The sequence below is a fragment of the Streptomyces sp. NPDC096310 genome (assembly GCF_044763125.1).
Taxonomy (GTDB): domain Bacteria; phylum Actinomycetota; class Actinomycetes; order Streptomycetales; family Streptomycetaceae; genus Streptomyces.
In genome coordinates this window covers 26166-51965 of sequence record NZ_JBIWFO010000006.1, presented here as the reverse complement: position 1 = coordinate 51965, position 25800 = coordinate 26166, and the positions used below count along the sequence as shown (strand labels likewise).

Here is a 25800-nt window from a genome sequence, read left to right as displayed (position 1 = left end):
TTTTCGGTAGGGGCGGGGGGGGCGGGGGGGGGGCCGGGGGGGGCGGGGGGGGGGGCCGGGGGGGGGGGGGGGGCGGGGGCCGGGGGGGGGGGGCGGGGGCCCCCCCCCCCCCCCACCCCTCCGTCGTGTGATCTCTCGTCGGTCGCGTATGCCTGAGTTGTGCCTGAGTTAGGTGAGGCGGCGTGCCGCGCGCCTCAGGTCGTACTCGTGGACGATCGCTTTCGCGTGTCCGTACGCGAGGTCGTGCTCGCTCCGCAGCCAGCTCACCTTCTCCTCGAAGCGGAAAAGGGACGGGCCGTCCTCGACGGTGCGGAGCCAGTCGGAGATCTCACGACCGGTGCAATGGGGGATACGGGCGAGCAGGTTGCGGTGGGTCTCTTCGGAGAAGACAAGGGACATCGGCGCCTCCGGACGCTCTGCGCTGCTTGCTGGTCCTGCTGGACGGGATCCTTTCGGTCCTTCCGGTCCTTTACGCCCACCGTGCCTGAGCCGGGAGCCGTTGGCAAGGGCTGTTGGCAAGACGGTGGCAGCGGGTCCCGGCGGCCGCGTAGGGTCGGGCGGGTGCTCGATACAACGCCTCTGACGGCTGCCGTGGACCGTTTCGCCGACCGGCTCAGGACCGCCCCGCAGAGCCGGCTCCAGCGCGGCGCCGCGGCCCGCGCGCTGGAGCTGGCCCGGGAGTTGTCCGTCAGGGCGCAGCGCCTGGAGAGCCCGGGGACGCCGGTTCGGATCATGCCGGACGCCGGGGTCTTCGCCGTCGCCGACCAGCTCACGGTCGCGGCCGGGGACCTGGCGGAGGCACTGCGGACGGCCCCGTCCGAGGCGGAACTGGACGAGGCCGTGCGGTCGGTGGGGAAGGCGGTCGCCGAGGCGTCGCTCTGACGCCCCGGTCCGTCAGAGCGACGCTATGACGCGGTCCGCCAGGATGTAGATGTGCTCGGCGCCGGTGTCGCCGTGGCGGTACCCGTCGCCGCCACAGGAGAACGTCAGGGTGTACGCGCCCGAGACGCCGGACCCGCCCAGCAGGAACGGGGCCTCGCCCTCGCTCAGCGCGTCGGAGAGCCGCTCGGCGGTCTCGCGGTGGCCCGGGGTCATGCACAGCGTCGTACCGTCCGCGAAGACATAGACGTCGAGCGTGCCCAGCGGGCCGGGGCGGACGTCGGCCAGCGCCGTACGCGCCTGTGCCAGCTCTTCGAGCCGGGCGACGGTGCGCTCGTGGTCGGTGACGACCGGGGTCCGCACGGGGACGAAGTCCGGGTGCGAGGGGTGCCGGCGGCGGGCGGCGGCCAGTTCGGGGGAGTCCTCCGCGAACTCGACGGCCTCGCTCATACCGGTCATGCCGCCCGTGCCGAGCGTCGTCCCGACCGGCTCCGTCAGCTCACCGGACGCGGAGTGGTCCGGGTGTCCTGAGAAGTCGTCGAACGCCTCGGCGGCGTCCAGGTCGAGCGCTTCCAGGGCCTCCAGCGACTCCAGGCCGACGAAGTCCATCTGGCGCGGCACGTAGAAGGGCGTGTCCTCCGCGCCGAGGCCGGACAGCCCGCCCAGCATCGACGGGGAGTCGGTGGCGTCGCGCGCCTCCTGCGCGGCCCAGAAGGCCCGCGCCTCGGCCAGCTCGCGCTCCCGCTCCTCGGCCAGGGCCTCGGCGACAGCGGTACGTATGGCGTCGGTCTGGGCGGCGTCGGCGGCGCTTCTGGCCTGCGGAACGGTGGCGGCGAGGCCGGCGGGGTGCACCGCGGCCAGTTCACCGCGCAGGGCGCTGACCTGCCGACGCAGCGAGTGGGCGGCGTGCAGGGCGGCGACGCCCACGGCCGTGGCGGTGGCCGTGGTCAGCAGCAGGGCAAGAGACATGGTGCTCACTGACTACTCCCGATTCCGATCGATACCCCCGACTTCCTACCTCAGCTTGTCGGGGGCGGGGACCGCGCGGCAGTGCATTACGTCATGAAATGGACAGGTCTTTCGGCCTTACGTATCGCTGGTTCACCGCCCTGACCAGGGCAAACGAATCTCCCCCGGGCATAGGTCACATCCTGGGGGAGATTCAGTCACGACTGGGGATCGGGGGAGGCCGGGGTCGCTTTTCCGGACCGCTCGGACACGCTGGGTGACCGTGTCCCCGGAATCGGCTCAGCCGCTCGTGCTGCTGGTCGCGCTGAGCATCGCCTGCGCTGCGGGCAGGTGCCGCCCTCGTACCTCGGGCACCCCCTACCCTCCGCTGCGGCTCAGCTCAGCCGCTCGTGCTGCTGGTCGCGCTGAGCATCGCCTGCGCTGCGGGCAGGTGCCGCCCTCGTACCTCGGGCACCCCCTACCCTCCGCTGCGGCTCAGCTCAGCCGCTCGATCACCATCGCCATGCCCTGTCCGCCGCCCACGCACATCGTCTCCAGGCCGAACTGCTTGTCGTGGAACTGGAGGCTGTTGATCAGCGTGCCGGTGATCCGCGCGCCGGTCATGCCGAAGGGGTGGCCCACGGCGATCGCGCCGCCGTTGACGTTCAGCTTCTCCAGCGGGATGCCCAGGTCCCGGTAGGACGGGATGACCTGGGCCGCGAACGCCTCGTTGATCTCGACCAGGTCGATGTCCCCGACGGTCAGTCCGGCGCGGGAGAGCGCCTGCCGGGACGCCTCGACCGGGCCGTACCCCATGATCTCCGGCGACAGGCCGGTGACGCCGGTGGAGACGATCCGGGCCAGCGGGGTGAGGCCCAGCTCGCGCGCCTTGGTGTCCGACATGATCACGAGCGCGGCGGCGCCGTCGTTGAGCGGACAGCAGTTGCCGGCCGTGACCCGTCCGTCGGGGCGGAAGACGGGCTTGAGGCCGCGCACGCCCTCCAGGGTGACGCCCGCGCGCGGCCCGTCGTCCGCCGTGACGACCGTGCCGTCCGGCGTGGTCACCGGGGTGATCTCGCGCTCCCAGAAGCCGTTCTTGAGGGCTTCCTCGGCGAGGTTCTGCGACCGTACGCCGAACTCGTCCATCTCCTCGCGCGTGACGCCCTTGAGGCGGGCCAGGTTCTCGGCCGTCTGCCCCATCGCGATGTACGCGTCGGGCACCAGGCCGTCGGCGCGTGGGTCGTGCCACTCGGCTCCCTCGCTCCCCGCGACGGCGGCGGTCCTCTCCTCGGCGTCCGCGAAGAGCGGGTTGTGTGTGCCGGGCATGCCGTCCGACGAGCCGTTGACGGAGCGGGAGACCATCTCGACGCCCGCCGAGATGAAGACGTCGCCCTCGCCCGCCCTGATGGCGTGCAGGGCCATCCGGGAGGTCTGGAGCGACGAGGAGCAGTAGCGGGTGATCGTGCAGCCGGGAAGGTGGTCCATGCCGAGCTGTACGGCGACGATACGGCCCAGGTTGTGGCCCTGTTCGCCGCCCGGCAGGCCGCAGCCGAGCATCAGGTCGTCGATGTCGCGGGGGTCCAGCTCGGGGATCCTGTCGAGCGCGGCACGGATGATCGTGGCGGTCAGGTCGTCGGGCCGCAGCTCCTTGAGCGAGCCCTTGAAGGCCCGGCCGATCGGGGAGCGGGCGGCAGAGACGATCACGGCTTCGGGCATCACGGCTCCAGGGGTGCGGGAGTGGATACAAGGGCAGGGCTCACTGGGAAGTTACCCGTACGTAGCCCGTGGGTCACCTGGCCCGGCGTGTGACGCGGGCCTCTTTTCTAAGCGCTTGCTCATGCCGTTCGGTGGATGTCGGTGGATGCTCATGCCGTCTCCCGCCTTCTCACGCCTCGTGGCCCACCCCGTGCGCCTTCGCCGTGCTCGGGTCCTCCGGGGTGGCCTCCGCCGGGGACGGCAGCGGGTGGCGCCGGCGCCGGTGCTTGAGCAGGGCCCACGGCGCCCGGACACCCGTGACCTCCGTACCGGCCCGGGCCGCCGCCGCCGAGGCCGCCTTCGCGACCGGCAGCATGTCCTCGTCGCGAGCGGCGTCGAGGTGGTCCGTCTCCGGCCACAGGCCGAGCACCGCGCAGAGGGTGGGCAGGACCGCCATGGCGGCCGTCGCGTACCCCTCCGCCGAGGGGTGGTAGTTGTCCGGGCCGAACAGCTCGCGCGGGTTCGCCGCGAACTCCGGGCCCAGCAGGTCGCCCAGCGAGACCGTACGGCCGCCCTGCTCCACCGCCACGATCGTCTGCGCGGCGGCGAGCTGGCGGCTGGCGCGCCGGGCCAGCCAGCGCAGCGGCTGGTACACCGGCTCGATAGTGCCGAGATCCGGGCAGGTCCCGACGACCACCTCCGCACCGGCCGTACGCAGCCGCCGTACCGCCGCCGCCAGGCACCGTACGGACTCGGTGGCCGGCATCCGGTGCGTCACGTCGTTCGCACCGATCATGATCACGCAGACGTCCGGGACGCGCTTCACGGTGGAACCGGAGGCGGGGCCGGGACCAGGAACGGGACCGGAGCCCGAACCGGGGCCGGTTTCCGCCCAGGGGCCCGGCTCCGACAGGAGCTGGCTCACCTGCCGCTCCAGATCGTCGGACCTGGCCCCGGGGAGCGCCACGTTCCGCAGGTCGACCGGGCGCTCGGCGACCGCCGCGAGCCCCGAGGCGAGCAGCGCCCCCGGGGTCTGCCCCGCCCGCCGTACGCCCTGCCCCGCCGCCGTGGAGTCACCCAGAATGCCCATCCGCAGCGGCTCCGTGTGGCCGAAGGCCAGTCCGTACCAGCCGTCGCCACTGGGCGGTACGGGGGCGGTCCCGCCGCCCACCGACCGCTTCGCGAGCTGGACCTCCGCCAGTACCACCCCGATGCCCGCCGCCCCCAGCAGGCCGATGGACCCGCCGCCGTAGGCCGCGCCCGCCGCGATCCGTCGTGCCACCCTCGCCCTCGACACAGTGCGAGCCTCCTCGTCGTCTTACGCACGAGTACGTACACCAGCTAACTGCCCCGTGGGCACGGTCGCCCAATCTCACCCGCGGGCGCATACGCTGGCCGGACCATCACGGAGACCCCGGAGACAACGGTGCAATTCCACGACTCGATGATCAGCCTGGTCGGCAACACCCCGCTGCTGAAGCTGACCAGCGTGACCGAAGGTATTCAGGCGACAGTCCTGGCCAAGGTCGAATACTTCAACCCCGGCGGCTCGGTCAAGGACCGGATCGCCCTGCGCATGATCGAGGCGGCCGAGGAGAGCGGCGAGCTGCGGCCCGGCGGCACGATCGTCGAACCGACGAGCGGCAACACGGGCGTCGGTCTCGCCATCGTGGCCCAGCGGAAGGGCTACAAGTGTGTCTTCGTCTGCCCCGACAAGGTCTCCACCGACAAGATCAACGTACTGCGCGCGTACGGTGCCGAGGTCGTCGTCTGCCCCACCGCGGTCGACCCCGAGCACCCCGACTCGTACTACAACGTCTCCGACCGGCTGGTGCGTGAGACGCCGGGCGCCTGGAAGCCGGACCAGTACAGCAACCCGAACAACCCGCGCTCGCACTACGAGACCACCGGCCCCGAGCTGTGGGACCAGACGGACGGGAAGATCACCCATTTCGTCGCGGGCGTCGGCACCGGCGGCACCATCACCGGCACCGGCCGCTACCTGAAGGAGAAGAGCGGGGGTCACGTACGGATCGTGGGCGCCGACCCGGAAGGGTCCGTCTACTCGGGCGGCTCCGGGCGGCCGTACCTGGTCGAGGGGGTCGGTGAGGACTTCTGGCCGACGGCGTACGACCGTACGGTCACGGACGAGATCGTCGCCGTGTCCGACAAGGACTCCTTCCAGATGACGCGGCGACTCGCCAAGGAGGAGGGGCTGCTCGTCGGCGGCTCCTGCGGGATGGCGGTCGTCGCGGCGCTGAAGGTCGCGGAGGGCCTCGGCCCGGACGATGTCGTGGTCGTCCTGCTGCCGGACAGCGGACGCGGCTACCTCAGCAAGATCTTCAACGACGAGTGGATGAACGACTACGGCTTCCTCGACCACGAGGGCGACACCGCGAGCGTCGGGGACGTGCTGCGCCACAAGGCGGGCCCGATCCCCACCCTTGTCCACATGCACCCCGAGGAGACCGTGGGCGAGGCCATCGACGTCCTGCGGGAGTACGGCGTCTCCCAGATGCCGATCGTGAAGCCGGGCGCCGGGCACCCGGACGTGATGGCCGCGGAGGTCATCGGCTCGGTGGTGGAGCGGGAGCTGCTGGACGCGCTGTTCACCCAGCGCGCCTCGCTCGGCGACCCGCTGGAGAAGCACATGTCGTCCCCGCTGCCGCAGGTCGGCTCGGGCGAGCCGGTCGCCGACCTGATGGCCGCGCTGAGCGGTTCGGACGGCGCGGACGCGGCGATCGTCCTGGTCGAGGGGAAGCCGACGGGCGTCGTGAGCAGGCAGGACCTGCTGGCGTACCTGGCAGGCGGAGCGGTCGGCGGCGCCGCCGGCGCCACCGGCGCGAAGTAATCGCTGGTGGGTGGCCGGATCCGGCCACCCGTAGGCGGTCGGCGGCGATGCGGAAGCTCGGGTTCGCGAAAGTGGTACGAGCGCGACACGTCCGCGCAGCACTCGCTTAACACGCGCCCTGCATAGTCGTTGTTGTCGGCGTCAAGGACCTCCGGAGCGGCTCCCGGACCTCCCTGGACGCCCGGACACGTCAACCGGCCCTGACCCGGACCGTGTCCCTCGCGGGGACCGCCGTCGTCCCGCCCCCCGGCAACGGGGGTGCGGCGGTCCCCGCGACTATCTCTTCGCCCCCGTCCAGGCCTGCTCAGTCCTCCCAGTCGGACTCCGTACGCCGCAGCCGGGGCCGGCCGCGCGTGGCGTGCACCGCGTTGACCGCGACGATGCCGATCCAGCAGACCACCAGGCCCTTGAGGCCGGCGTTCACCACGGCGATCGCGGTGAGCGGGACGGCGAGGATCAGGGAGACGAGGCCGAAGCCGAAGCGCTCCCCGAACCCCTCCACGGTCGGCGACGACGGCGCGCTGCCACGGGCGACGACCATCTGTTTCTCGGCGAGCTGACGCCGGACACGGCGGTCGACCGTGCTGTCCAGCCGCTGCTCCACCTTCTCCAGGAACGACTCGACGAGGGCGGAGTCGTACTCCGCCCCCAGATCTTCGCGCGCCTGGAGTGTGGCGTCGAGTTCCTTCTTCAGCTCAGGGTCGCGGGCTTCCATACCGGTACGGTACGAAGCGGTCGGGCCCCCGTCAGTGGGGCTACCCCCCGTCTTCGCCTGTGGCACACCCGAGGGCCGGGTTCCCGCCCCTCTCGGCGGGGATCAAGTCTCCGTACGGATCAAGCGGTACGGGGCGGCGTGTCCGCGTAGTGGGGCAGCGGGACGACGCCCACGCACGCCCCGTCCCGGTCGAGCAGCCGGCCCATGTGCTTCGTGGTGCGCAGCACCACCGAGCGGTCGCTGATGGCCAGGCGTGGCAGCCGCTGGGCGAGATGGGCCTCGAAGGTGTGCACATCGGCCAGGGTGCGCAGCCAGACGTCGAGCACGACGTTGTGCGGGCCCGCGGTGATCGAGCACGACCGTACCTCCGGCACGGCGGAGAGCAGCCGGACCGTCTCGTCGAGATGCTGCGCGGGTACGGACGCGAAGTACACGACGGACTGCGGCCAGCCGGAGAGCGGTCTGGCCAGGTCGCAGCGGAGCCGGAGCGAGGAGTCGAGCAGTGTCCGGAGCCTGCGGCGGACGGTGGTGAGCCCCGCGCCGGTGGCGTCCGCGAGGTCCGGGACGGACATCCGGCCGTTGGCACCGAGGAGTTCGGCGAGCCGGGTGTCCAACTCGTCCCGGCTGTGCGGGCCCGCGCCGTGCCTGCCCCCGCCGGGAGAGCCGGTGTCGTGCGTGCCACTGTCGTGCGTGCCGGTTCCGTGCGAGCCGCTGCCGTGCCCCGTGCCCCGCGTGGGGACCGTGCGCGACAGTGCCCGCTCCAGCAGCGCCCGCTGCGTCGCGTCCAGGCTGCGCAGCCGCCAGCGGCTGCCCTCGGTGGGGACGGCCGTGGCCACGTGCGTACGGGTCGCCCGTACCCCCGGCATCGTGCGGAACAGCCCGCTGACGAAGCCGGCCAGCTCCTCCAGGGCGCCCGCCTGGACGCTGACGACCAGGTCCCGGCCGCCTGCCGTGAGCTTGACGTTCACCACCTCGCGGTGGCCGCCCAGTGCCTCGGCGACGTCCTCGCCGTACCCGGGGTCGGTGTCGATCTCGATGACCCCGGTCACCACGATCCGCGGGTCGGAGAGCCGGGCATAGGCGGTCACCCACGCCAGCCCGGCCCGCTCCAGCCGCTGCCAGCGCCGGGCGGCCGTCACCGGGTTCACCCCGAGCACCTCGCCCACCAGCGTCCAGGGGGCGCGCGGATGGATCTGGAGCGCCTGGACGATCGACCGGTCCAGTTCGTCCAGCGGCCGGGGCCCGGCGGATCCCGGGTCTCGTGCGGCGGAAACCTGCATTCCCATGAGTGGCCTTTTCCTGCGATCAGAGTGCCTGGGACGGAGGAAGGCTGCACATTAACACGGCATTCACGCGATCTTCCGACGCTCCTTGCATGAAGTATCCCCTGAACCCCGAAGCCCCCAGGACCGCGCTGCGCGTCGAGAACGCCACCCTCGTCGACGGCACCGGTGCCGCCCCCGTCGCCGACGCCGTCGTCATCGCGGACGCCGAAGGAACGATCACCTACGCCGGTCCCGCCGCGACGGCGCCCCCCGCGCCACCCGTGGCCGGAGGCACCTCCGGTGCGGCCGTCACCGTCGTCGACGCGGGCGGGCGCACCGTGCTGCCCGGCTTCTTCGACTGTCATGTTCACTTTGGGTTCGCGCACGGCTGCCACCCCGGCCGCCGTGGCGAACTCGACCCGGTCCTCGTCACCCTCGACACGGCGGCCCGGCTGCGCCAGACCCTCGACGCCGGCATCACCACCGCCCGTGATCTGGGCGGCCTCTCCGCGGGCTTCCGTACCGCCGTCGAGACCGGCCGGATCACCGGCCCACGGCTGCACACCGCCGTACGGGTCATCAGCCACACCGGGGGCCACGCCGACGTACGCCTGCCCGACGGCACCGACCTCAGCGCCGGCATGTCCGAACTGGCCGACACCGTGGACGAGTCGCGCCTCGCCGTACGGCGCGTGCTGCGGGAGGGCGCCGACCTGGTGAAGGTCTGCGCCACCGGCGGCATGGGCAGCCCGTACGACCAGCCCGAGGACGAGGGACTGCTGGAGGAGGAGATCCGGGCGGTCGTCGACGAGGCCAGGCGCCACGGCGGGAAGCCCGTCGCCGCGCACGCCCAGGGCAACGCGGGCATCCTCAACGCGATCCGCGGCGGCGTCACCAGCATCGAGCACGGTTACGGCATGGACGACCGGGCCATCGAGATGGCGGGCGAGCGGGACATCTTCGTCGTCCCGACGCTCTCCACCGTGTACGCGGGCATCAACAAGGCCACGATGGCGCCGTACCACTACGAGAAGAAGGTCCGCTGGTCGGGCCTGACCAAGGAGAACATCGCCCGCGCCATCGAACGCGGCTCCCGGATCGCGCTGGGCACCGACGCCGCCGTCGGCCCGCACGGCCAGAACCTGATGGAACTGAGCTACCTGGTGGACCTGGGCATGAGCCCCATGGACGCCATCGTCGCCGGCACCCGCACCTCCGCCGAACTCCTCGGCCTGGCCGACCGGCTGGGCGCGCTGACCGCCGGGCGCACCGCCGACCTCGTCATCACCGAGGGCGATCCGCTCGCGGACATCGGAGTGCTGGGTGACCCCGCGAACATCGTCTGCGTCGTCCAGGACGGGCGCGTCGCCAAGGACACCCTCCCGGCCGTGGCCGTGGCCTCTTCGGCCGGTCCGGCCCGACGGGAGCCATGATGAGGACACTGACCGGCGCGCCCGCCCCGGAGCGGGACTCCCGTAGCGGACTCGACCGCGTGCTCGCCGCTGTCGAGCGCGCGGGCAACGCCCTCCCGAACCCCATCGCCCTCTTCGCGTCGCTCTTCGTACTCCTGGCGGTCGTCTCCACCGCCCTCTCCCTCGCCGGCGTCGCCGTCACGGTGCCCGGCACGGACGAGACCAAGAGCGTCAACGGGCTGCTCAGCGGCGCGGGCCTGGCATGGTTGCTGGAGAACCTGGTCCCCAACTTCGCGACCTTCCCGCCCATCGCGGCCGTTCTGGTCATGATCATGGCGGTCGGTCTCGCGGAGAAGACCGGCCTTCTGGAGACGGTGATGCGGGCCACCCTGGCCCGTGCTCCCCGTTCCGCACTGCCATACGCCGTGGCCCTGATCGCCTGTCAGGCGCATCTCATGAGCGACGTCGCCAATATCGTCATACCGCCGCTCGCGGCCATGGTCTTCAAGAGCGCGGGACGCCACCCCGTCGCGGGCCTGATAGGCGGTTTCGCCTGCGTGGGCGCCGGGTATGCCGCCGGGTTCACCATCGGCTCGCTCGACGCCCTGTACGTCGGCATCACCCAGCAGGCGGCGGCGGTGCTCCCCGGTGCCGAGTCGCTCCACATCCACCTGCTCGTCAACTACTTCTTCACCGCTTCCAGCAGCCTGGTGCTCGGCGCGCTCGGCGGCTTCCTCATCAGCCGGGTACTGGAGCCGCGCCTCGGCCCGTACGTCCCGGCCGGCGACGAACCCGCGCAGGAGGACCTGACCCTCACCCCCGCCCAGCGCCGGGGTCTGCTGTGGACCGGGCTCGTCCTCGCCGGGTACGCGGTGGCCGTCCTCGTCCTGTGGCTGCCCTCCGGGGCCCCGCTGCGCGGCGAGGGCGGGGCGTTCGTGCCCTCGCCGGTGCTGAGCGGCATCGTCCCGGTCCTGTTCGGCGCGTTCCTGCTGGCCGGGCTCACGTACGGGGTCATGGTCAAGGCGCTGACCGGCACGGAGGACGTGGTCACCGCCATGTCCGACTCCGTCAGGAACATGGCGGGCTACGTCGTCCTGATGTTCGTCGCCGCCCAGGTCATCGCCGTCTTCAACTGGTCCAACGTCGGTGTCCTGCTCGCCGTGAAGGCCGCCGCGCTGCTCAACTCCATTGGGCTGACGGGGTTCTGGGCCGTCATCGCGTTCGTCCTGCTCGTCGCCGTCCTCAACCTCTTCATCGTGTCGGGATCGGCGCTCTGGTCGCTGGTCGGCCCGGTCTTCGTACCCGCGTTCATGCTCCTCGGCATGAGCCCGGCGCTCAGCCAGGCCGCGTTCCGTATCGGCGACTCGGCCACCGGCATCATCACGCCGATGAACCCCTATCTCTTCCTGCTGCTCGCCATGCTCCGCCGCTACGAACCCGACGCCCGCCTCGGCACCCTCATCTCCCGGCTCGCCGTCTTCGTCGTACCGTTTCTGGCGGTGTGGCTGGCGATCCTGGGGATCTTCTACGGGTTCGGGCTGCCGCTCGGCCCGGGTGCGGAGACCGGCCTGGACGCGAACGCCCGCTGAGATCAGCCCGACTGACGGAACGGCGCCCGCACCGCCGTACCCGTCACGGTTACTTCTTCGTCAGGCCCCGCTCGGCGGTCCACTCCCTCGCCACGTCCTCCGGGTCCTTCTTGTCCTTGTCGACCTTGCGGTTCAGCTCCGTCAGATCCTCCGTCGACAGCGCGTTGCCCAGCCGGGCCAGCGCCTTGCGCACCGCCGAGTCGGCCTTGCGGTCGGCGATCAGGGGCACGATGTGCTGGCCGGGGACCAGGTTCTTCGGGTCGGTGAGCACCACCCAGCCCTCGGCGGCGATATCGGTGTCCGTGGTGAACAGGTTGGCGACGTCCACGTCGCCCTTCTTCAGCGCACCCTTGACCAGCGGTCCCGAGGAGTCCAGCGACTTGAACTCCTTGAACTCCACGCCGTAGACCTCCTTGAGCCCCACGACCCCCACCACCCGCTTCTTCACCTCGGGAGCGGCCCCGATGATCAGCTTCCCGTTCTCCTTCTTCAGGTCCGCCAGCGTCGTGAGGCCGTACTTCTCGGCGGTCGCGCGCGTGACGGCGAAGGCGTCGGAGTCCTCGGCCTTCCCGTACGGGAGGACCTGGAGCCCCGCCGGGAGGGCGACGGCCAGGGCGTTCTGCATGTCGCCCTCCTCCGTGGCGGTGGCCTTGGGGGAGAGGTAGTGCAGCAGTGCGCCCTGGTACTCGGGGAGCAGGTCGATGTCGCCGCCCTTGAGCGCGGGGATGAGGATCTCGCGGGTGCCGAGGTTGGGGCGGACGTTCGTCTTCACCCCGGCGGCGCCGAGGACGGACGCGTAGAGGTAGCCGAGTATCTGGTTCTCGGTGAAGTTGGCGGTGCCGATGGTGAGCCCGTCCGCGCTGGAGCCGCCGCCCCCGCTCCCGCCGGCCGCGCTCTGCCCGTCGAGGGAGGTGATGCCGCCGCCGCACGCGGCGAGCACGGGGACGGAGGCCGCGGCGAACAGGCCGCCGAGAAGGGTGCGCCGGTTCATCGGTGCGTTCATCGGTGCGTTCATGGGTGGGTCTCCCGGGAGGCGGTACGGAGGAGGTACGAGGAGGGTCGGGGGCGGGTCACGCGGGCGTACGGTGGCGGAACAGGACGCGCTGGAGCCCGGAGAGCGCCAGGTCCAGGACGACGGCGACCACCGCGACCAGCACCGCGCCGCCCAGCACCTGGACGAGATCGCGCTGGGCCAGGCCGTCGAAGACGTACCGGCCCAGGCCGCCGAAGCTGACGTACGCGGCGATCGTCGCCGTCGCCACCACCTGGATCAGCGCGAGCCGCAGCCCGGTCATGATCAGCGGCAGCGCGAGCGGGATCTCGACCTGGAACAGCACCTGATGGCCGCGCATGCCCTGGCCCCGCGCCGCGTCCTTCACCTCCGGGTCGATCGCGCTCATCCCCGCGTACGTGTTGGTCACGATCGACGGGACCGCGAGCGCGACCAGCGCCACGTACACCGGCGTCATGGAGAGCCCGCTGGCCAGGAAGACCAGCACGACCAGCCCGACCGTCGGCAGCGCGCGGCCGAAGGAGGACAGGTTGATCGCGAGGAACGCGCCGCGCCCCGTGTGCCCGATCAGCAGCCCGACGGGCAGCGCGATCACGGCGGCGATCAGGGTCGCGAGCAGCGAGTACTGGAGGTGCTCGGCGAGCCGGTGGCCGATGCCGTCGGACCCCGCCCACTGCTCGCTCGCGGTCAGCCAGGAGCCGAGATTCTTGAAGAGTTCGTACATGCCGGGGTCAGACCTTCCCGCTCGTCCTGGAGCGCCTGGGCCGTCTCGTCCAGGGGGTGAGTGCGTACTGGACGCCGACCAGAGCTGCGTCCGCGACCAGCGCGAGCAGCAGGGTCAGTACGACACCGGCCACCACGGGGGTGGGGAAGTTGCGCTGGAATCCGTCGGTGAAGAGCTGGCCGAGGCCGCCGTCACCGATGTACGTGGCGACGCTGACGAGGGAGATCGACATGACCGTGGCGATCCGTACGCCCGCCATGATCACGGGGAGGGCGAGCGGCAGTTCGACGGTGAGGAGCGTACGGAGCGGGCGCGTGCCCATCGCCACGGCGGCCTCACGGGCCTTGGCCGGTACGGAGTCGAGCCCTTCGACCGTGTTCCGCAGGAGGACGACCAGCGTGTAGATCGTCAGTCCGATGACGGTGGTGGTCCTGGTCAGCCCGGAGACCGGGAGGAGGAGCACGAAGACCGCGATGGACGGGATCGTGAACAGGACGTTCGAGAGTCCGAGCAGGAACCCGCGCAGCGGGCGCACCCGGTGGGCGAGGACGGCGAGGGGGAGGGAGATCAGCAGGCCGAGGAGTACGGCGGTGAGGGCGGCCTGGAGGTGCGAGACGGTGAGGGTGGCGAGATCGCCGGCGTGGTCGGATATCCACGACCATTGGATGGTCATACGGCCGCGTCCTCGGCGGACGCGTCCTTCGACACCGGCTCCGGTGTCTCGGGTGTCTTCGCCGTCTCCGGCGTCTCGGCCGCCGACGCCGCTGGTACGGCCGACACCGCCTCCGCCGCCTCGCGGTGGCTGCGTCCCGCGTGCTCGTGGATCACCTCGCGCGAGGTGACCCCCGTCAGCACGCCGTCCGTGTCGACCCGGGCTATCAGCCCCGTGGGCGAGGCGATCGACTCGTTCAGCGCCGCGAGCAGCGAGTCCGTGTCGCGCAGCGGCCGTACGGGGGTGACGGTTCCCTCGCGCGCCGTGCCCGCGCCGGAGCCCGCGCCTCTGTCGGGGTCCAGCCAGCCCAGGGGCTCGCCCTTCGCGGAGACGACCAGATGCGGGCCGCTGCCGCGCGCGGGCGCCGGCGCGTCCTCCCGTACCGTCGTCGCCCGCTGGACCGGCACCCGTGCGAGCGTCGTCAGCGACAGCAGCTTCAGCTCGCGCTCGGCGCCGAGGAAGTCGGCGACGAACGGGTCCGCCGGGCGGGCCAGCAGCTCGGCGGGGGCGGCGCACTGGACGAGATGGCCGCCCGTACGGAAGACCGCGATGCGGTCGCCGAGCCGTACCGCCTCGTCGATGTCGTGCGTGACGAACGCGATGGTCTTGTTCAGCTCCTGCTGGAGGCGGAGCAGCTCGTCCTGGAGCTGGGTTCGTACGACCGGGTCGACCGCGCCGAACGGTTCGTCCATCAGCAGCACCGGCGGGTCGGCGGCGAGCGCCCTGGCCACGCCGACACGCTGCTGCTGGCCGCCGGAGAGCTGGTGCGGGTAGCGCTTGCCGGCGTCCGCCGTCAGCCCCACCGTCTCCAGCAGCTCCGCCGCCCGCGCCCGGGCCTTCCTGCGGCCCCAGCCGAGCAGCAGGGGCACCGTCGCGATGTTGTCCAGGACGGTCCGGTGCGGAAAGAGCCCCGACTGCTGGATGACGTAGCCGATGCCGCGCCGCAGCTCGGCGGCGTCCTGGTCGAGGATGTCCTTGCCGCCCAGCCGGATCGTGCCGGAGGTCGGGTCGACCATCCGGTTGATCATGCGGAGCGTGGTGGTCTTGCCGCACCCGGAGGAGCCGACCAGCACGGTGATGCCCCCCTCGGGCATCTCCAGCGTCAGGTCGTGGACCGCTGTGGTGCCGTTGGGGAAGCGTTTGTTCACCGCGTCGAATGTGATCATCAGTAGTCCCTTGAGTCGCCTGCCCGCGTCCCGTACCCGCGTCTCTTGCCTCGCTGCATATAGTCATGCAGAGTTCTTGTTCTCTGAATAGATTGTCAATGCCTGCGCGTAAATCACAGGTTACGGATGACCGCAGGGCGAGACGCGAGGTTCGAAAAGAGGCGTTTGAGCATGATGTCGTCCCGCATGACGGACCCAGAGGGTGGTGGGGGTACGAGTCCGGCCACTACGACTATTCCATCCATTGTCGTGCTCGACGGACAGAGCCTCCCGGTGGCCGACATCGTCCGGCTCGCCGACGGCGCCGCCCGACCGGTCCCCGGGACCGAGGCCATCAAGCGCGTCGAGCAGAGCTGGCACGTCGCCCGCGAGCTGGCCGCCTCGGGGCGGGTGTACGGGCGCTCCACCGGCGTCGGCGCCAACCGCTCCGAGGCGGTGCCCACCGAGGCCGCCGCCGACCACGGGCTGCGCCTGCTGCGCAGCCACGCCGGGGCCATCGGGGATCCGCTGCCCGCCCGCGAGGTCCGTGCCATGCTCGCCGTACGCGCCAACCAGCTCCTGGCGGGCGGGGCCGGGCTGCGGCCCACCGTCGTCACCGCGCTCTGCGACGCCCTGGAGTCCGGCGCGTACCCGCTGGTGCACGCGTTCGGCTCGGTCGGCACGGGCGACATCGCCGCCCTCGCGCAGATGGGCCTCGCCCTCGCCGGGGAGCACCCCTGGCGGCTCGCCGACGAGGAGGACGAGGGGCGGTCGATCGAGGGAAGGCCGATCGAGGGAAGGCCGATCGGCGGGCAATCCACCGGTGGGCGGTCCACCGGCGGGCGGGGCGCGTACTCCGGGCGGGGCGGGCCGCCGCCCGCCGCGCAGCCCCTCGACAACAACGACGCCCTCGCCCTGATCAGCAGCAACGCCCTGACCCTCGGCCAGGCCGCGCTCGCCCTGGACGAACTGCGCCGCCTCGTCGCCGCCACCGAACTCGTCGCCGCGCTCTCCCTGCTGGCCGTCGACGGCTCGTACGAGGCGTACGCGGAGCCCGTGCACGCCGCGCGCCCGCACCCCGGCTCCTACGCCGTCGCCGCCGATCTGCGCGCGATCCTCGGCGCCCCGGAACGCCCGGGGCCGCCGCTCGGCCGGATCCAGGACCCGTACGGTTTCCGCTGCGTCCCGCAGATACACGGCCCGGCGCGCGACGCCGCCGACGCGCTGGAGCGCGCGCTCGCCGTCGAGATCAACGCCGCCGCCGAGAACCCGCTGATCCGCCCCGGCACCGACGCGTACCCGTGGCCCGCCGCGTACCACCACGGCGGCTTCTACCTGGCGCAGATCGCCCTGGCCCTGGACCACTTCAGGCTCGCGCTCGTCCAGACCGCGCGCCTCTCCACCTCCCGGCTCTCCGCGCTCAACGAGCCCGGCTTCACCCGGCTGCGGCCCTTCCTCGCCGACGCCGAGCCCGCCAGCTCCGGCGTGATGATCCTGGAGTACGCGGCGGGCGCGGCCCTCGGCGATCTGCGGGCGTTCTCCGCGCCCGCCTCGCTCGGCCACGCGGTGCTCTCCCGGGGCGTGGAGGAACAGGCCAGCTTCGCCTCCCTGGCCGCCCGGCAGACGCTGCGGCTCGCCGACCCGTACCGCCTGGTCGTCGGCTGCGAACTCGTCGCCGCAGTACGGGCGTTGCGCCAGCGTGGGTTGCGTCCCGAGCCGGAGCTGCCGGTCGGCAGGGCGTTCGCGCTGGCCGAGTCCGTACTCGACGAGGAGGTGGCGGACCGGCCGTTGACCGATGATGTGACGGCGGCGGCCACGCTGCTCGACCGGTTCACGGAGCTGGCCAAGGACCTGACCGCCCACCCGCCGGCCCGCCACGACCGGCCCCACGAAGGGAATTGAGGGAATCTCGCATGAGCGACAGCCCCGCCGCCCGGCTCCAGCAGCTCTTCGAGGGCCACCGCCTCACGCCCACCCAGCGGCGCATCGCGCACAGCATGGTGCGCCAGGCGGTGGACGCGCCGTTCCTGTCCAGCGTCGAGCTGGCGGAGCTGGCCGGGGTCAGCCAGCCCTCCGTCACCCGCTTCGCGGTCGCGCTCGGGTTCGACGGCTACCCCGCGCTGCGCCGGCACCTGCGGGAGGTCGCGCCGGGCGGACGGGCCGAGGGGGAGACCCCGTACAACGAGTACCAGCAGGCCGTGCGCGGCGAGATCGAGAATCTGCGCCGGCTCGCCGAACTCCTCGCCGACCCCGCGCCCGTGGAGCGTGCGGGCAAGCTCCTCGCGGGCTCCCGCCCGCTGCCGGTGCTCGGTCTGCGCGCGGCCTCCTCGCAGGCACGCGGCTTCGCCTACTTCGCGGCCAAGGTCCACCCGGACGTACGGCTGCTGGACGAGGGCGGCACGATGCTCCCCGACCGGATCGACACGGCGCGGGGCGCGGGCGCCAGCGCGCTGCTCTGCTTCGCGCTGCCCCGCCATCCCAAGGAGGTCGTGGACGCGCTGGCGTACGCGCGCTCGGCGGGGCTGACGGTGGTGACGGTCGCGGACTCGGCCTTCGCCCCGGTCGCCGCCCACAGCGACCTGCTGATCCCGGCGGCGGTCGGCACGGGCCTCGCCTTCGACACGGCGTGCGCGCCGATGCTGCTGGGCCGGGTGCTGCTGGAGGCGATGTGCGACGGGCTGCCGGACGCGCAGGCGCGCCTGGAGGAGTTCGACGCGCGGGCGGCGGCCCGGGGGCTCTTCGTGGAGTGAGCGGGCGTTCCGCCGGCTCCGTTGGTTCTGCTGGTTCTGCTGGCTCTCAGGAAACGCTCAGAGTCGGTCATTAACCTGCCGCCACACAGTTGGCAGCACGCTTGAGGAGGCGGCAGGCCGTGGGGCGCGCAGGACAGTCTCTGGTACGGGTGGCGGTCGTCGTACGGGCCGGGGCGGCCCCTCTGTGGTGGCTGGGGGTGCTGGCGGCCGGGATCGGGTTCCTGATCCCCGGGCTGACCGGGCGCCGCGTCGGCGGATACGCGGGCGCCGCGCTCTTCCTGGTGTGCGCCGCGGCCGTCGTCCTCGTCCGAAGGCGCCGGTACACCGGGTGGGCGGACGCCGCGACGCGCGCCGGGAAGTTCGACTTCCTCCAGGACCGGGCGGTGACGGTACGGAACTGGCGGCGCGTCCACCGGTGGTGGCTGCTCGGGGCGTTCCTCGCGGCGGTGGCGTGCTCGTTCGCGGTGCCGATCGCCGGAGGGCTGACCCTCGCCGGCGCGGGCGCGGGGCTGTGGCTCAAGGCGGGCTGGCTGGGGCGGCGCGAGGAGCGGGACGAGGCGCTGCTGTGGGTCCGTACGGACTGGGCCGGTGACGGGCGGCCCGTCGGCGCGAGGGTGAAGGGCTACCGGACGACGGGGCTGGGCGCGGGTGACGCCGTGCCCGGCGGGGCACGGCGTCGTCGCTGAACGGGGGCGGAACCGGGCCGGGCTTCCGGAAGCCCGGCCTCCGGGCCGGACCGGGCCGGGCCTCGGGAAGCCGGACTTCCTGAGCCCGGCCTCCGGGCCGGGTCATACCTCCAGGCTGGACTCGATCCTGCCGAGCTGGTGGCGGGCCATCGCCAGATTCGCCCGCGACTTGTCCAGCGCCAGGTAGAGGAAGAGCCCGCTGTTGCCACGGCCCTTGAGCAGCCGGATGAGGTGGTACTGGCTGCCGAGGGTGATCAGGATGTCCTCGATCTCGTCCTTGAGGCCGAGCAGTTCCATGGTGCGGACCTTCGACCGGACCACATCGGTGTTGCCGGCCGCCGCGACGGTCAGGTCGAGATCCTTGCTGCCGCCGACCGTACCGAGGGCCATGCCGCTGGAGTAGTCGACGAGGGCGGCCCCGAGGGCCCCTTCGATGGTGGTGACCGCCTCTTTGAGGGCGGCTTCGGTGTTGGCCATGAACGTCGCACTTCCTTTCCGTCGTACGGAGGCCCGGGGTGTTCCGGACGTCCGGGGGGCGCGTGTTCTGCGTGAGGGGGAGGGGCTGGAGGAGCCGGCGGAACCGCTGGAGGAACTGCCGGGAGAACTGGAGGGGGACGAGGGGCACTGAGGGCTGGAGGAGGCCATGGGTCAGGCGTTCTCCAGCCGTTCGAGGGCGCCGTCGACCAGTTCGCCGATCCGGGCGCTCGACCGGCGGGCCTCCAGATGGAGTCTGCCCACATTGGTCCTGGGTTCAGCCAGAAGTGTCAGAACCGCCGAGGATCCCGCCGCGTACGTCGCGACGTACCCCAGCTCGCCCCGGATCAGGAGCTCCTTGAAGGCGCCCTGCCCGGTGGCGTCCGTGAGCCGCATGGCGACGCCCAGCGCGGCGGCGGTGAGCGCGGCGACCCCCTCGGCTTCCACGTCCGCGGTGTCCTGGGCCAGCACCAGACCGTCCGTACTGGCCGCCAGGGACCCGGTGAGCTGCGGGAGGCGGGCCCGAAGGCGCCTGAGTTCGCCGAGTACGTCGGCCTCCGCTGTCATGAGCTGTCTCCTCTCGGCGCGCGCCCGCAGTGCACGCCTCATGACGCCGTGGCGCGGCCTGCCCGGACGGGGCCGCACGGGCCCGTTCCCGGCCGTGGACCCTCGGAGTCTCGGTGGATGGGGCGGAAGGTCACAGGGTTGCCTCCAGTGCGTCGCGGAGCCGGCGTAACAGGGCGATGTCCGGGGCCGCGGAGACCGTCGCGACCCAGGAGGGAACCGTCGCGTGGGGGGCCGACGACGGGTCGTCGGGCGTCTCGACCAGGCCGGCGGCGGCCAGCCTGCGGATGTCGAGAAGAGTGTGGAACGCGGGCCTGCCCAGCGTCCAGGCGATGCCCACCGGGGTCCGTACGCCGTCCGCCAGCTCCAGCAGCGCGCGCTGCCGGCGGGTGACCGCCTGGCCGGGCGCCGGTCTTCGGGCGACCACGGGGGCGGTGTCGACGGCGGCGTACGGCCAGACCTGGTCGAGGAGTTCGCGCCGCCGCAGGGTCTCGCGCTCCACGGCCGTCGCGGTGACGGGTCGTACGGAGCCGATCCAGTGGGCCACTCCGTAGCGGAAGCGGGTGGGGCCGCCGGCGGGGGCGAGGGCGAAGAAGGCGGCGTCGAAGAGCGCGCCTGTATGGGCTATCTCCAGCTCGCCGTTGTGGAGCCGGCCGCTGTCGACGAGGAATCTGCCGACCTCGCGGCGGGTGCCCGCCTGGTCCACGGCCTCCTCCCAGCCCGCCCGGGGCAGCCGGCCGCCGGCGGTGAGAAGGACGTCGATGCCGGGGGCGGCGGGGCTCTCGGCGTGCACGACACGGCCGTCGGTGAGGTAGAGCGTGCCGTGGTCGCGGAGGAGGGCACCGGTGGCGCGTTCCCCGGCGAGCCGCACGAGCATCGGGGAGAGGGCGGAGTCGCCGGAGTTGCCGGGGTCGCCGAAGTTGCTGGAGCTGCCGGAATTGCCGGAGGGGAGCGGGGGTCTCGCCGAGGTCATCCCAGCACCAGCCGTTCCGCGAGGCGGCCGAGGCGTAATCGGGCGAGGGCGAGGTTGCCGGTGTCGCGGTCCAGCCAGAGGTGCAGGAAGACGCTGCTGTCGAAGGTCGTCTCGACGAAGGTGAGGATGTGGTAACCGGTGCGGGTGGTGACGATGAGGTCCTGGACGGGCGGCCCTTTGCGGCCCTTTCCCCGGACCCTGCCCTCTCCCTTGTCCGCCCCCTTGTCCTCCCCCTGACCCTCTCCCCGCCCCTCGCCCTCGCCCTGCTGAGGTGACTCGGACGGCTCGGGTGACTCGGACGGCTCGGGTGACTCGGACGGCTCGGGTGGCTCGGGTGCGAAGGCCGTGTACTCGGCGGCGGCGCGCGCCAGTTCGGCCGTCTCGGCGGCCGTGGCCTCATGGTCGCCGTTGGGTGACTGTCCCGCCGTGCCGAGCGCGAGCCCGCTCGTCCAGTCGACGATCGCCGCGCCGCGCGCTCCCGGCAGGCTCATGGCCTCTTCCAGGCACGCATCGATTCCGGGCACGCGGACTCCCCTCCCAGCCGGGCGTGCGGGCGCACTGCCGTACGGCAGTAACCGCGAGATTACGCAACGTCCGTGCGAGGGGTGGGCGTTCTGGCATTTTCCATCGGAACATGCGCGCGATTCAGAGGCAGGTGACAGGTGGAAGGCCGGATGTGATGGGTCCGGCCCGGTGGCGCCCGTACTTCCGCTCCTCAGTCCAGCAGCGCGTCGCCGTACGCGCCGCCCGACTCGGCCACGATCTCGTCGGTCGACTGCTGTTCCCGTACGGTAGCGAAGCGCACCTCGGCACCGGTACCCGCTTTCACGACAAAGCCGTGAATCCCCGGCCTGGCAAGGCTGTTGTAGGAGTAGTGGGCGGTGAAGAAGTACGCGCCCGTGTCGAGCGCGGCGACCAGATCACCCTGCTCCAGCAGCGGCAGCGGACGGTTCTCGGCGAGCAGGTCGCCCGCGAAGCAGGCAGGTCCCGCGATGTCCTGCGCCACGGCGGGGCCCGGCCTGGGCCGCCCCTCGGCGTCGTAGGCGGCGATACGTACGGGCCAGGAGGCCGGGGCGTAGACGGTACGGGTGGCGACCTGCGCGCCCGCGTGGGTCACCGCGATGGGCCGGCCCCCGGCGGACTTGGCGTATTCGACGCGTGAGAGAACCGTGCCGTGCTTGGCGAGCAGCGAACGGCCGAACTCCGTCACCAGTCCGTACCGCCCGTCCAGCATCCCTGGCACGGTCTCCCTGAGGAGCCGGGCGTACGCGGCGTAGGTGGGCGTCTCCTCGTCGGAGGCGAAGTTGACCGGAAGGCCGCCGCCGATGTCGAGGGTGTCGACCTGCCGGCGGCCGGCCGCCGCGTTGATCTCCTCGGCCAGCTCGTACAGGGTCCGTACGCCGTGGGCCATCAGGTCGAGCGGGATGCCCTGCGAACCGGAATGGGTGTGCAGCCGGGTGAGCCACGGGCGGTCCAGATAGGCCCGCACCACCCAGGCGCGGGCGCCCTCGTCGCGCAGCGCGACACCGAACTTGGAGGTCGCGGTCGCGGTGGACAGTGCGCCGATCGACCCGGCGCCGAGCTGCGGATTGACCCGCAGCCCGCAGGGCGAGGCGGGCGCGGCGGTGCGGGAGGGGCCGGTGGGGGCCGAGCCGACCAGGGCGTCGATACGGGCCAGCTCCTGCGGATTGTCCGCGTTGACGGCGATGCCGAGCGCGAACGCCTCGCGCAGCTCCGTCACGGTCTTGGCGGGGGAGTCGAGGACGGTGCGGTCGGTCCGGACCCCCGCGGCCCGTGCGAGCGCCAGCTCTCCCGGGCTCGCGACCTCGGCGCCGATGCCCTCCGCGGCCAGCAGCCGCAGCACGGGCACGAGGGGCGCGGCCTTGACGGCGAAGGCGTGCAGCACGGGCGTGCCGGGGGCGGTGACCTCGGCGAAGGCGGTACGGAGCGCGGTGGCCGAGGCACGGATTCCGGCCACGTCGAGCAGGGCCACGAGCGGGGTCGCGTCGCTGATCAGCCCCTGCTCCACCGCGGCCCGTACGGCCCGGTCACGGCGGGCGGCGGGGGAGTGCGGGGGGCGCGGAGGGTGTGGGGGCGTCTCCGAAGGCATGTCTGGAGGCGGGGCTGAAGCCGGGTCCGAAGGCGGGCCTGGAGGCATGTCTGAAGGCATGGACGCCAGCCAATCATCCGGGGGCCCGCGGTGCAGTGGTTGACTACTTCTATTCATCCGGCCAGGATGTGAATAGATTGTCCAACAGGAGCGTCACGGAGGAGGCACCCGCCATGTCAGGACCCCGGCCGGTACGGGCACCGCGCGGTACGGAACTGAGCGCCCTGGGATGGCAGCAGGAAGCGGCCCTCCGCATGCTCCAGAACAATCTGGACCCCGAGGTCGCCGAACACCCCGACAAGCTCGTCGTCTACGGCGGCACCGGCAAGGCCGCCCGCGACTGGCGCTCCTTCGACGCCATGGTCCGTACGCTGCGCACGCTCAAGCAGGACGAGACGATGCTCGTCCAGTCCGGCCGGCCGGTGGGCGTCATGCAGACCCACGAGTGGGCGCCGCGCGTGCTGCTCGCCAACTCCAACCTCGTCGGCGACTGGGCCAACTGGGAGGAGTTCCGGCGGCTCGAATCCCTCGGGCTCACCATGTACGGCCAGATGACGGCCGGGTCGTGGATCTACATCGGCACTCAGGGCATCCTCCAGGGCACGTACGAGACCTTCGCGGCCGTCGCCGCGAAGCGGTTCGGCGGCACGCTCGCCGGGACGATCACCCTCACCGCCGGTCTGGGCGGCATGGGTGGCGCGCAGCCGCTCGCCGTGACCATGAACGACGGGGTCGCGATCTGTATCGACTGCGACCCGCGCGCCATCGACCGCCGGATCGAGCACCGCTACCTCGACGTACGGGCCGACAGCCTGGACCACGCGCTCCAGCTCGCCACCGAGGCGCGCGACGCCCGCCGTCCGCTCTCCATCGGACTTCTGGGCAACGCGGCGGAGCTGCTGCCGCGCATGCTCGCCGAGGGTGCGCCCGTCGACATCGTCACGGACCAGACCTCCGCGCACGACCCGCTCGCGTATCTGCCGCTCGGCGTCGACTTCGACGACATGGCCTCGTACGCCGCCGAGAAGCCCGCCGACTTCACCCAGCGCGCCCGTGAGTCGATGGCCCGGCACGTCGAGGCGATGGTCGGCTTCATGGACGCGGGCGCCGAGGTCTTCGACTACGGCAACTCCATCCGGGGCGAGGCCCAACTGGCCGGATACGACCGTGCCTTCGCCTTCCCCGGCTTCGTGCCCGCCTACATCCGTCCGCTCTTCTGCGAGGGGAAGGGCCCGTTCCGCTGGGCGGCGCTCTCCGGCGAGGCGTCGGACATCCACAAGACCGACCGGGCGATCCTCGACCTCTTCCCCGAGAACGAGTCCCTGCACCGCTGGATCAGGATGGCGGGCGAGCGCGTCCACTTCCAGGGCCTGCCGGCCCGGATCTGCTGGCTCGGCTACGGCGAGCGCGACAAGGCGGGCGAGCGCTTCAACGACATGGTCGCCTCCGGCGAACTCGCCGCGCCCCTCGTCATCGGCCGCGACCACCTCGACTCCGGCTCGGTCGCCTCCCCGTACCGCGAGACCGAGGCCATGCTCGACGGCTCCGACGCCATCGCGGACTGGCCCCTGCTCAACGCCATGGTCAACGTCGCATCCGGCGCCGCCTGGGTCTCCATCCACCACGGCGGCGGTGTCGGCATGGGCCGCTCGATCCACGCGGGCCAGGTCTCGGTCGCGGACGGCACGAAGCTCGCGGGCGAGAAGCTCCGCCGCGTCCTCACCAACGACCCCGGCATGGGCGTCATCCGCCATGTCGACGCCGGCTACGACCTCGCGGAGACGGTCGCCGACGAGCGTGGCGTCCGTATCCCCATGCGGGAGGACGCCCGGGAGGACGGACAGGCGGACGGGCGCGGGGGCGCCCGGGAGGACGGGCCCGCCGCCGCGCCGGCCGAGGGCGCCACGGCATGACCTCCCCCGAACCGCGCCCCCAGGCCCCCGCCGGTCGCCGTGCCCCCGCCTCCTTCCAGGAGATGTGGCGTGACCTCGCCCCCCTCGGCCGCGACCCCGGCAGCGGCGGCTACCGCCGCTACGCCTGGACCGCCGCCGACGTCGACTGCCGCGCCTGGTTCCGCGCGCAGGCCGAGGACCGGGGCCTCGCCTACGAGGTCGACCGCAATGGCAACCAGTGGGCCTGGCTCGGCGACCCCCTCGCCGGGGACGCCGTCGTCACCGGTTCGCATCTCGACTCCGTACCCGACGGGGGCGCCTTCGACGGACCGCTCGGTGTCGTCTCCTCCTTCGCGGCGCTGGACGAACTCCGGCGCAGGGGAGCGCGGCTCACCAAGCCCCTGGCCATCTCCAACTTCGGCGACGAGGAGGGCGCCCGCTTCGGTCTCGCCTGCGTCGGCTCCCGGCTCACCGCGGGGCGGCTCACCGTCGCCCAGGCCCATGAGCTGCGCGACGGCGACGGTGTCCCGCTGCCGAAGGCGATGGAGGCCGCCGGGTACGACCCGGCCACCCTCGGGCCCGACCCCGAACGCCTGGCCAGGATCGGCGCGTTCGTCGAACTCCACGTCGAGCAGGGACGCGCCCTCGACCTCTCCGGCGACCCCGTCGGTATCGCGTCCGCGATCTGGCCGCACGGCCGCTGGCGCTTCGACTTCCACGGCGAGGCCAACCACGCGGGCACCACCCGTCTCGCCGACCGCCGCGACCCGATGCTGACGTACGCCGAGACCGTTCTCGCCGCCCGCCGCGAGGCGGAACTCGCCGGCGCTCTCGCCACCTTCGGCAAGATCTCCGTCGAGCCCAACGGCGTCAACGCCATCCCCTCCCTCGTACGCGGCTGGCTGGACTCCCGCGCCGCCGACCAGTCCGCCCTGGACACCGTCGTGGCCGCGATCGAGGCCGCCGCCCACGAGGCCGCGGACCGCACGGGCATCGACGTACGGGTCGTACGGGAGTCCTTCACCCCTGTGGTGGAGTTCGAGCACGCCCTGCGGGACGAACTCGCCCGTATCCTCGGCACCGCAGTCGGCAGCCCACCCGCAGCCGGCAGCCCACCCGAAGCCGGCAGCCCGGCCGGAGCCGATACCGGTACCGGTGGTGGAGCCGGGACCGGGCGACGTGGGGTCCCCGTGCTCGGCACCGGCGCCGGACACGACGCGGGTATCCTGTCCGGCTCCGTCCCGACCGCCATGCTGTTCGTACGGAACCCCACGGGTGTCTCCCACTCCCCGGCCGAATCCGCGACCGAGGACGACTGCGCGGCCGGAGTGCTGGCCCTCGCCGACGTACTGGAAGGACTCGCGTGCGCGTGACGCAGCCGACCGCGGCCCCCGGCAGGACCAG

Annotated in this window: 25 protein-coding genes; 10 read left to right on the top strand and 15 right to left on the bottom strand. The window is 72.4% G+C overall.

The genetic code is table 11. The features are described 5' to 3' along the window. Positions 1–168 precede the first annotated feature (168 nt). Positions 169–399 carry a DUF4287 domain-containing protein gene (locus tag ACIQ7D_RS15130; RefSeq protein WP_329823452.1) on the bottom strand — a complete coding sequence of 77 codons (231 nt, stop codon included), beginning with the start codon at positions 397–399 and terminating at the stop codon, positions 169–171. 162 nt (positions 400–561) lie between these two features. Here ACIQ7D_RS15130 and ACIQ7D_RS15125 point away from each other — a divergent pair, with 162 nt between their 5' ends. Beyond that, complete coding sequence (locus tag ACIQ7D_RS15125; RefSeq protein WP_403937558.1) at positions 562–882, top strand: hypothetical protein; 321 nt, start codon at positions 562–564, stop codon at positions 880–882. 12 nt (positions 883–894) lie between these two features. Here the strand turns inward: ACIQ7D_RS15125 and ACIQ7D_RS15120 are convergent, their stop codons facing one another. From ACIQ7D_RS15120 to ACIQ7D_RS15110, 3 genes are all read right to left on the bottom strand, one after another. After that, positions 895–1848 (bottom strand): hypothetical protein, encoded by a 954-nt coding sequence (locus tag ACIQ7D_RS15120; RefSeq protein ID WP_403937889.1) that lies wholly within the window; start codon positions 1846–1848, stop codon positions 895–897. Between the two features lie 474 nt (positions 1849–2322). Next, complete coding sequence (locus tag ACIQ7D_RS15115) at positions 2323–3543, bottom strand: acetyl-CoA C-acetyltransferase (protein WP_403937555.1); 1221 nt, start codon at positions 3541–3543, stop codon at positions 2323–2325. 169 nt (positions 3544–3712) lie between these two features. Beyond that, complete coding sequence (locus tag ACIQ7D_RS15110) at positions 3713–4804, bottom strand: SGNH/GDSL hydrolase family protein (protein ID WP_403937887.1); 1092 nt, start codon at positions 4802–4804, stop codon at positions 3713–3715. 144 nt (positions 4805–4948) lie between these two features. Between ACIQ7D_RS15110 and ACIQ7D_RS15105 the strand changes: the two genes are divergently transcribed. Next, a complete protein-coding gene (locus tag ACIQ7D_RS15105; RefSeq protein WP_403937553.1) occupies positions 4949–6373 on the top strand; it encodes a cystathionine beta-synthase in 1425 nt (474 codons plus the stop codon). 304 nt (positions 6374–6677) lie between these two features. Here ACIQ7D_RS15105 and ACIQ7D_RS15100 read toward each other — a convergent pair whose 3' ends face one another. Both ACIQ7D_RS15100 and ACIQ7D_RS15095 read right to left on the bottom strand, forming a co-directional pair. Then, positions 6678–7088: a hypothetical protein gene (locus tag ACIQ7D_RS15100; RefSeq protein WP_403937551.1), complete on the bottom strand. Its 411-nt coding sequence runs from the start codon at positions 7086–7088 to the stop codon at positions 6678–6680. 119 nt (positions 7089–7207) lie between these two features. After that, positions 7208–8374, bottom strand: a complete 1167-nt coding sequence (locus ACIQ7D_RS15095) for an Lrp/AsnC family transcriptional regulator (protein ID WP_403937549.1) — start codon at positions 8372–8374, stop codon at positions 7208–7210. A gap of 89 nt (positions 8375–8463) precedes the next feature. Here ACIQ7D_RS15095 and ACIQ7D_RS15090 point away from each other — a divergent pair, with 89 nt between their 5' ends. Together ACIQ7D_RS15090 and ACIQ7D_RS15085 are read left to right on the top strand one after the other, a co-directional pair. Beyond that, entirely contained in the window at positions 8464–9786 is a 1323-nt protein-coding gene (locus ACIQ7D_RS15090) for an amidohydrolase family protein (RefSeq protein ID WP_403937547.1), read from the top strand. Then, positions 9786–11354, top strand: coding sequence for an AbgT family transporter (locus ACIQ7D_RS15085; RefSeq protein ID WP_403937545.1), 1569 nt, complete (start codon positions 9786–9788; stop codon positions 11352–11354). Before ACIQ7D_RS15090 ends, ACIQ7D_RS15085 begins: the two co-directional genes overlap by 1 nt. A gap of 49 nt (positions 11355–11403) precedes the next feature. Here the strand turns inward: ACIQ7D_RS15085 and ACIQ7D_RS15080 are convergent, their stop codons facing one another. From ACIQ7D_RS15080 to ACIQ7D_RS15065, 4 genes are all read right to left on the bottom strand, one after another. Further along, positions 11404–12345 carry an ABC transporter substrate-binding protein gene (locus tag ACIQ7D_RS15080; protein WP_403937885.1) on the bottom strand — a complete coding sequence of 314 codons (942 nt, stop codon included), beginning with the start codon at positions 12343–12345 and terminating at the stop codon, positions 11404–11406. Positions 12346–12424: 79 nt separating this feature from the next. Beyond that, positions 12425–13090 (bottom strand): ABC transporter permease, encoded by a 666-nt coding sequence (locus tag ACIQ7D_RS15075; protein WP_403937543.1) that lies wholly within the window; start codon positions 13088–13090, stop codon positions 12425–12427. Positions 13091–13097: 7 nt separating this feature from the next. After that, entirely contained in the window at positions 13098–13763 is a 666-nt protein-coding gene (locus tag ACIQ7D_RS15070) for an ABC transporter permease (RefSeq protein WP_403937541.1), read from the bottom strand. Then, entirely contained in the window at positions 13760–14968 is a 1209-nt protein-coding gene (locus tag ACIQ7D_RS15065) for an ABC transporter ATP-binding protein (protein WP_403937539.1), read from the bottom strand. The genes ACIQ7D_RS15070 and ACIQ7D_RS15065 overlap by 4 nt, the downstream gene beginning before the upstream one ends. Positions 14969–15142: 174 nt before the next feature. Here ACIQ7D_RS15065 and ACIQ7D_RS15060 point away from each other — a divergent pair, with 174 nt between their 5' ends. The 3 genes from ACIQ7D_RS15060 to ACIQ7D_RS15050 all read left to right on the top strand — a co-directional run bounded on the left by ACIQ7D_RS15060 (position 15143) and on the right by ACIQ7D_RS15050 (position 18383). Next, entirely contained in the window at positions 15143–16849 is a 1707-nt protein-coding gene (locus ACIQ7D_RS15060; RefSeq protein WP_403937883.1) for an aromatic amino acid ammonia-lyase, read from the top strand. An 11-nt stretch (positions 16850–16860) separates the two neighbouring features. Then, the gene (locus tag ACIQ7D_RS15055; protein ID WP_403937536.1) at positions 16861–17697 is read left to right on the top strand and encodes a MurR/RpiR family transcriptional regulator; all 837 of its coding nucleotides are present in this window, start codon (positions 16861–16863) and stop codon (positions 17695–17697) included. Between the two features lie 119 nt (positions 17698–17816). Beyond that, a complete protein-coding gene (locus tag ACIQ7D_RS15050) occupies positions 17817–18383 on the top strand; it encodes a hypothetical protein (protein WP_403937534.1) in 567 nt (188 codons plus the stop codon). A 102-nt stretch (positions 18384–18485) separates the two neighbouring features. Here ACIQ7D_RS15050 and ACIQ7D_RS15045 read toward each other — a convergent pair whose 3' ends face one another. Further along, on the bottom strand, positions 18486–18860 hold the full coding sequence (locus tag ACIQ7D_RS15045; protein WP_403937532.1) for a hypothetical protein: 375 nt from the start codon (positions 18858–18860) through the stop codon (positions 18486–18488). Between ACIQ7D_RS15045 and ACIQ7D_RS15040 the strand changes: the two genes are divergently transcribed. Further along, positions 18859–19011, top strand: a complete 153-nt coding sequence (locus ACIQ7D_RS15040; protein WP_403937530.1) for a hypothetical protein — start codon at positions 18859–18861, stop codon at positions 19009–19011. The two genes, ACIQ7D_RS15045 and ACIQ7D_RS15040, sit on opposite strands and share 2 nt — an antisense overlap. A 20-nt stretch (positions 19012–19031) precedes the next feature. Here the strand turns inward: ACIQ7D_RS15040 and ACIQ7D_RS15035 are convergent, their stop codons facing one another. The 4 genes from ACIQ7D_RS15035 to ACIQ7D_RS15020 form a co-directional block, all read right to left on the bottom strand. Further along, positions 19032–19466, bottom strand: a complete 435-nt coding sequence (locus ACIQ7D_RS15035; RefSeq protein ID WP_403937528.1) for a roadblock/LC7 domain-containing protein — start codon at positions 19464–19466, stop codon at positions 19032–19034. 88 nt (positions 19467–19554) lie between these two features. Further along, positions 19555–20298, bottom strand: coding sequence for a transcriptional regulator (locus ACIQ7D_RS15030; protein ID WP_403937881.1), 744 nt, complete (start codon positions 20296–20298; stop codon positions 19555–19557). Positions 20299–20390: 92 nt separating this feature from the next. Further along, the gene (locus ACIQ7D_RS15025; RefSeq protein WP_403937526.1) at positions 20391–20918 is read right to left on the bottom strand and encodes a hypothetical protein; all 528 of its coding nucleotides are present in this window, start codon (positions 20916–20918) and stop codon (positions 20391–20393) included. 191 nt (positions 20919–21109) lie between these two features. Then, positions 21110–22504: a diaminopimelate decarboxylase gene (locus ACIQ7D_RS15020; protein WP_403937524.1), complete on the bottom strand. Its 1395-nt coding sequence runs from the start codon at positions 22502–22504 to the stop codon at positions 21110–21112. Positions 22505–22677: 173 nt separating this feature from the next. Here ACIQ7D_RS15020 and hutU point away from each other — a divergent pair, with 173 nt between their 5' ends. Continuing rightward, positions 22678–24417 (top strand): urocanate hydratase, encoded by a 1740-nt coding sequence (gene hutU / locus ACIQ7D_RS15015; protein ID WP_403937522.1) that lies wholly within the window; start codon positions 22678–22680, stop codon positions 24415–24417. Next, positions 24414–25769 (top strand): allantoate amidohydrolase, encoded by a 1356-nt coding sequence (locus tag ACIQ7D_RS15010; protein ID WP_403937520.1) that lies wholly within the window; start codon positions 24414–24416, stop codon positions 25767–25769. Before hutU ends, ACIQ7D_RS15010 begins: the two co-directional genes overlap by 4 nt. The last annotated feature ends 31 nt before the right edge of the window (positions 25770–25800 follow it).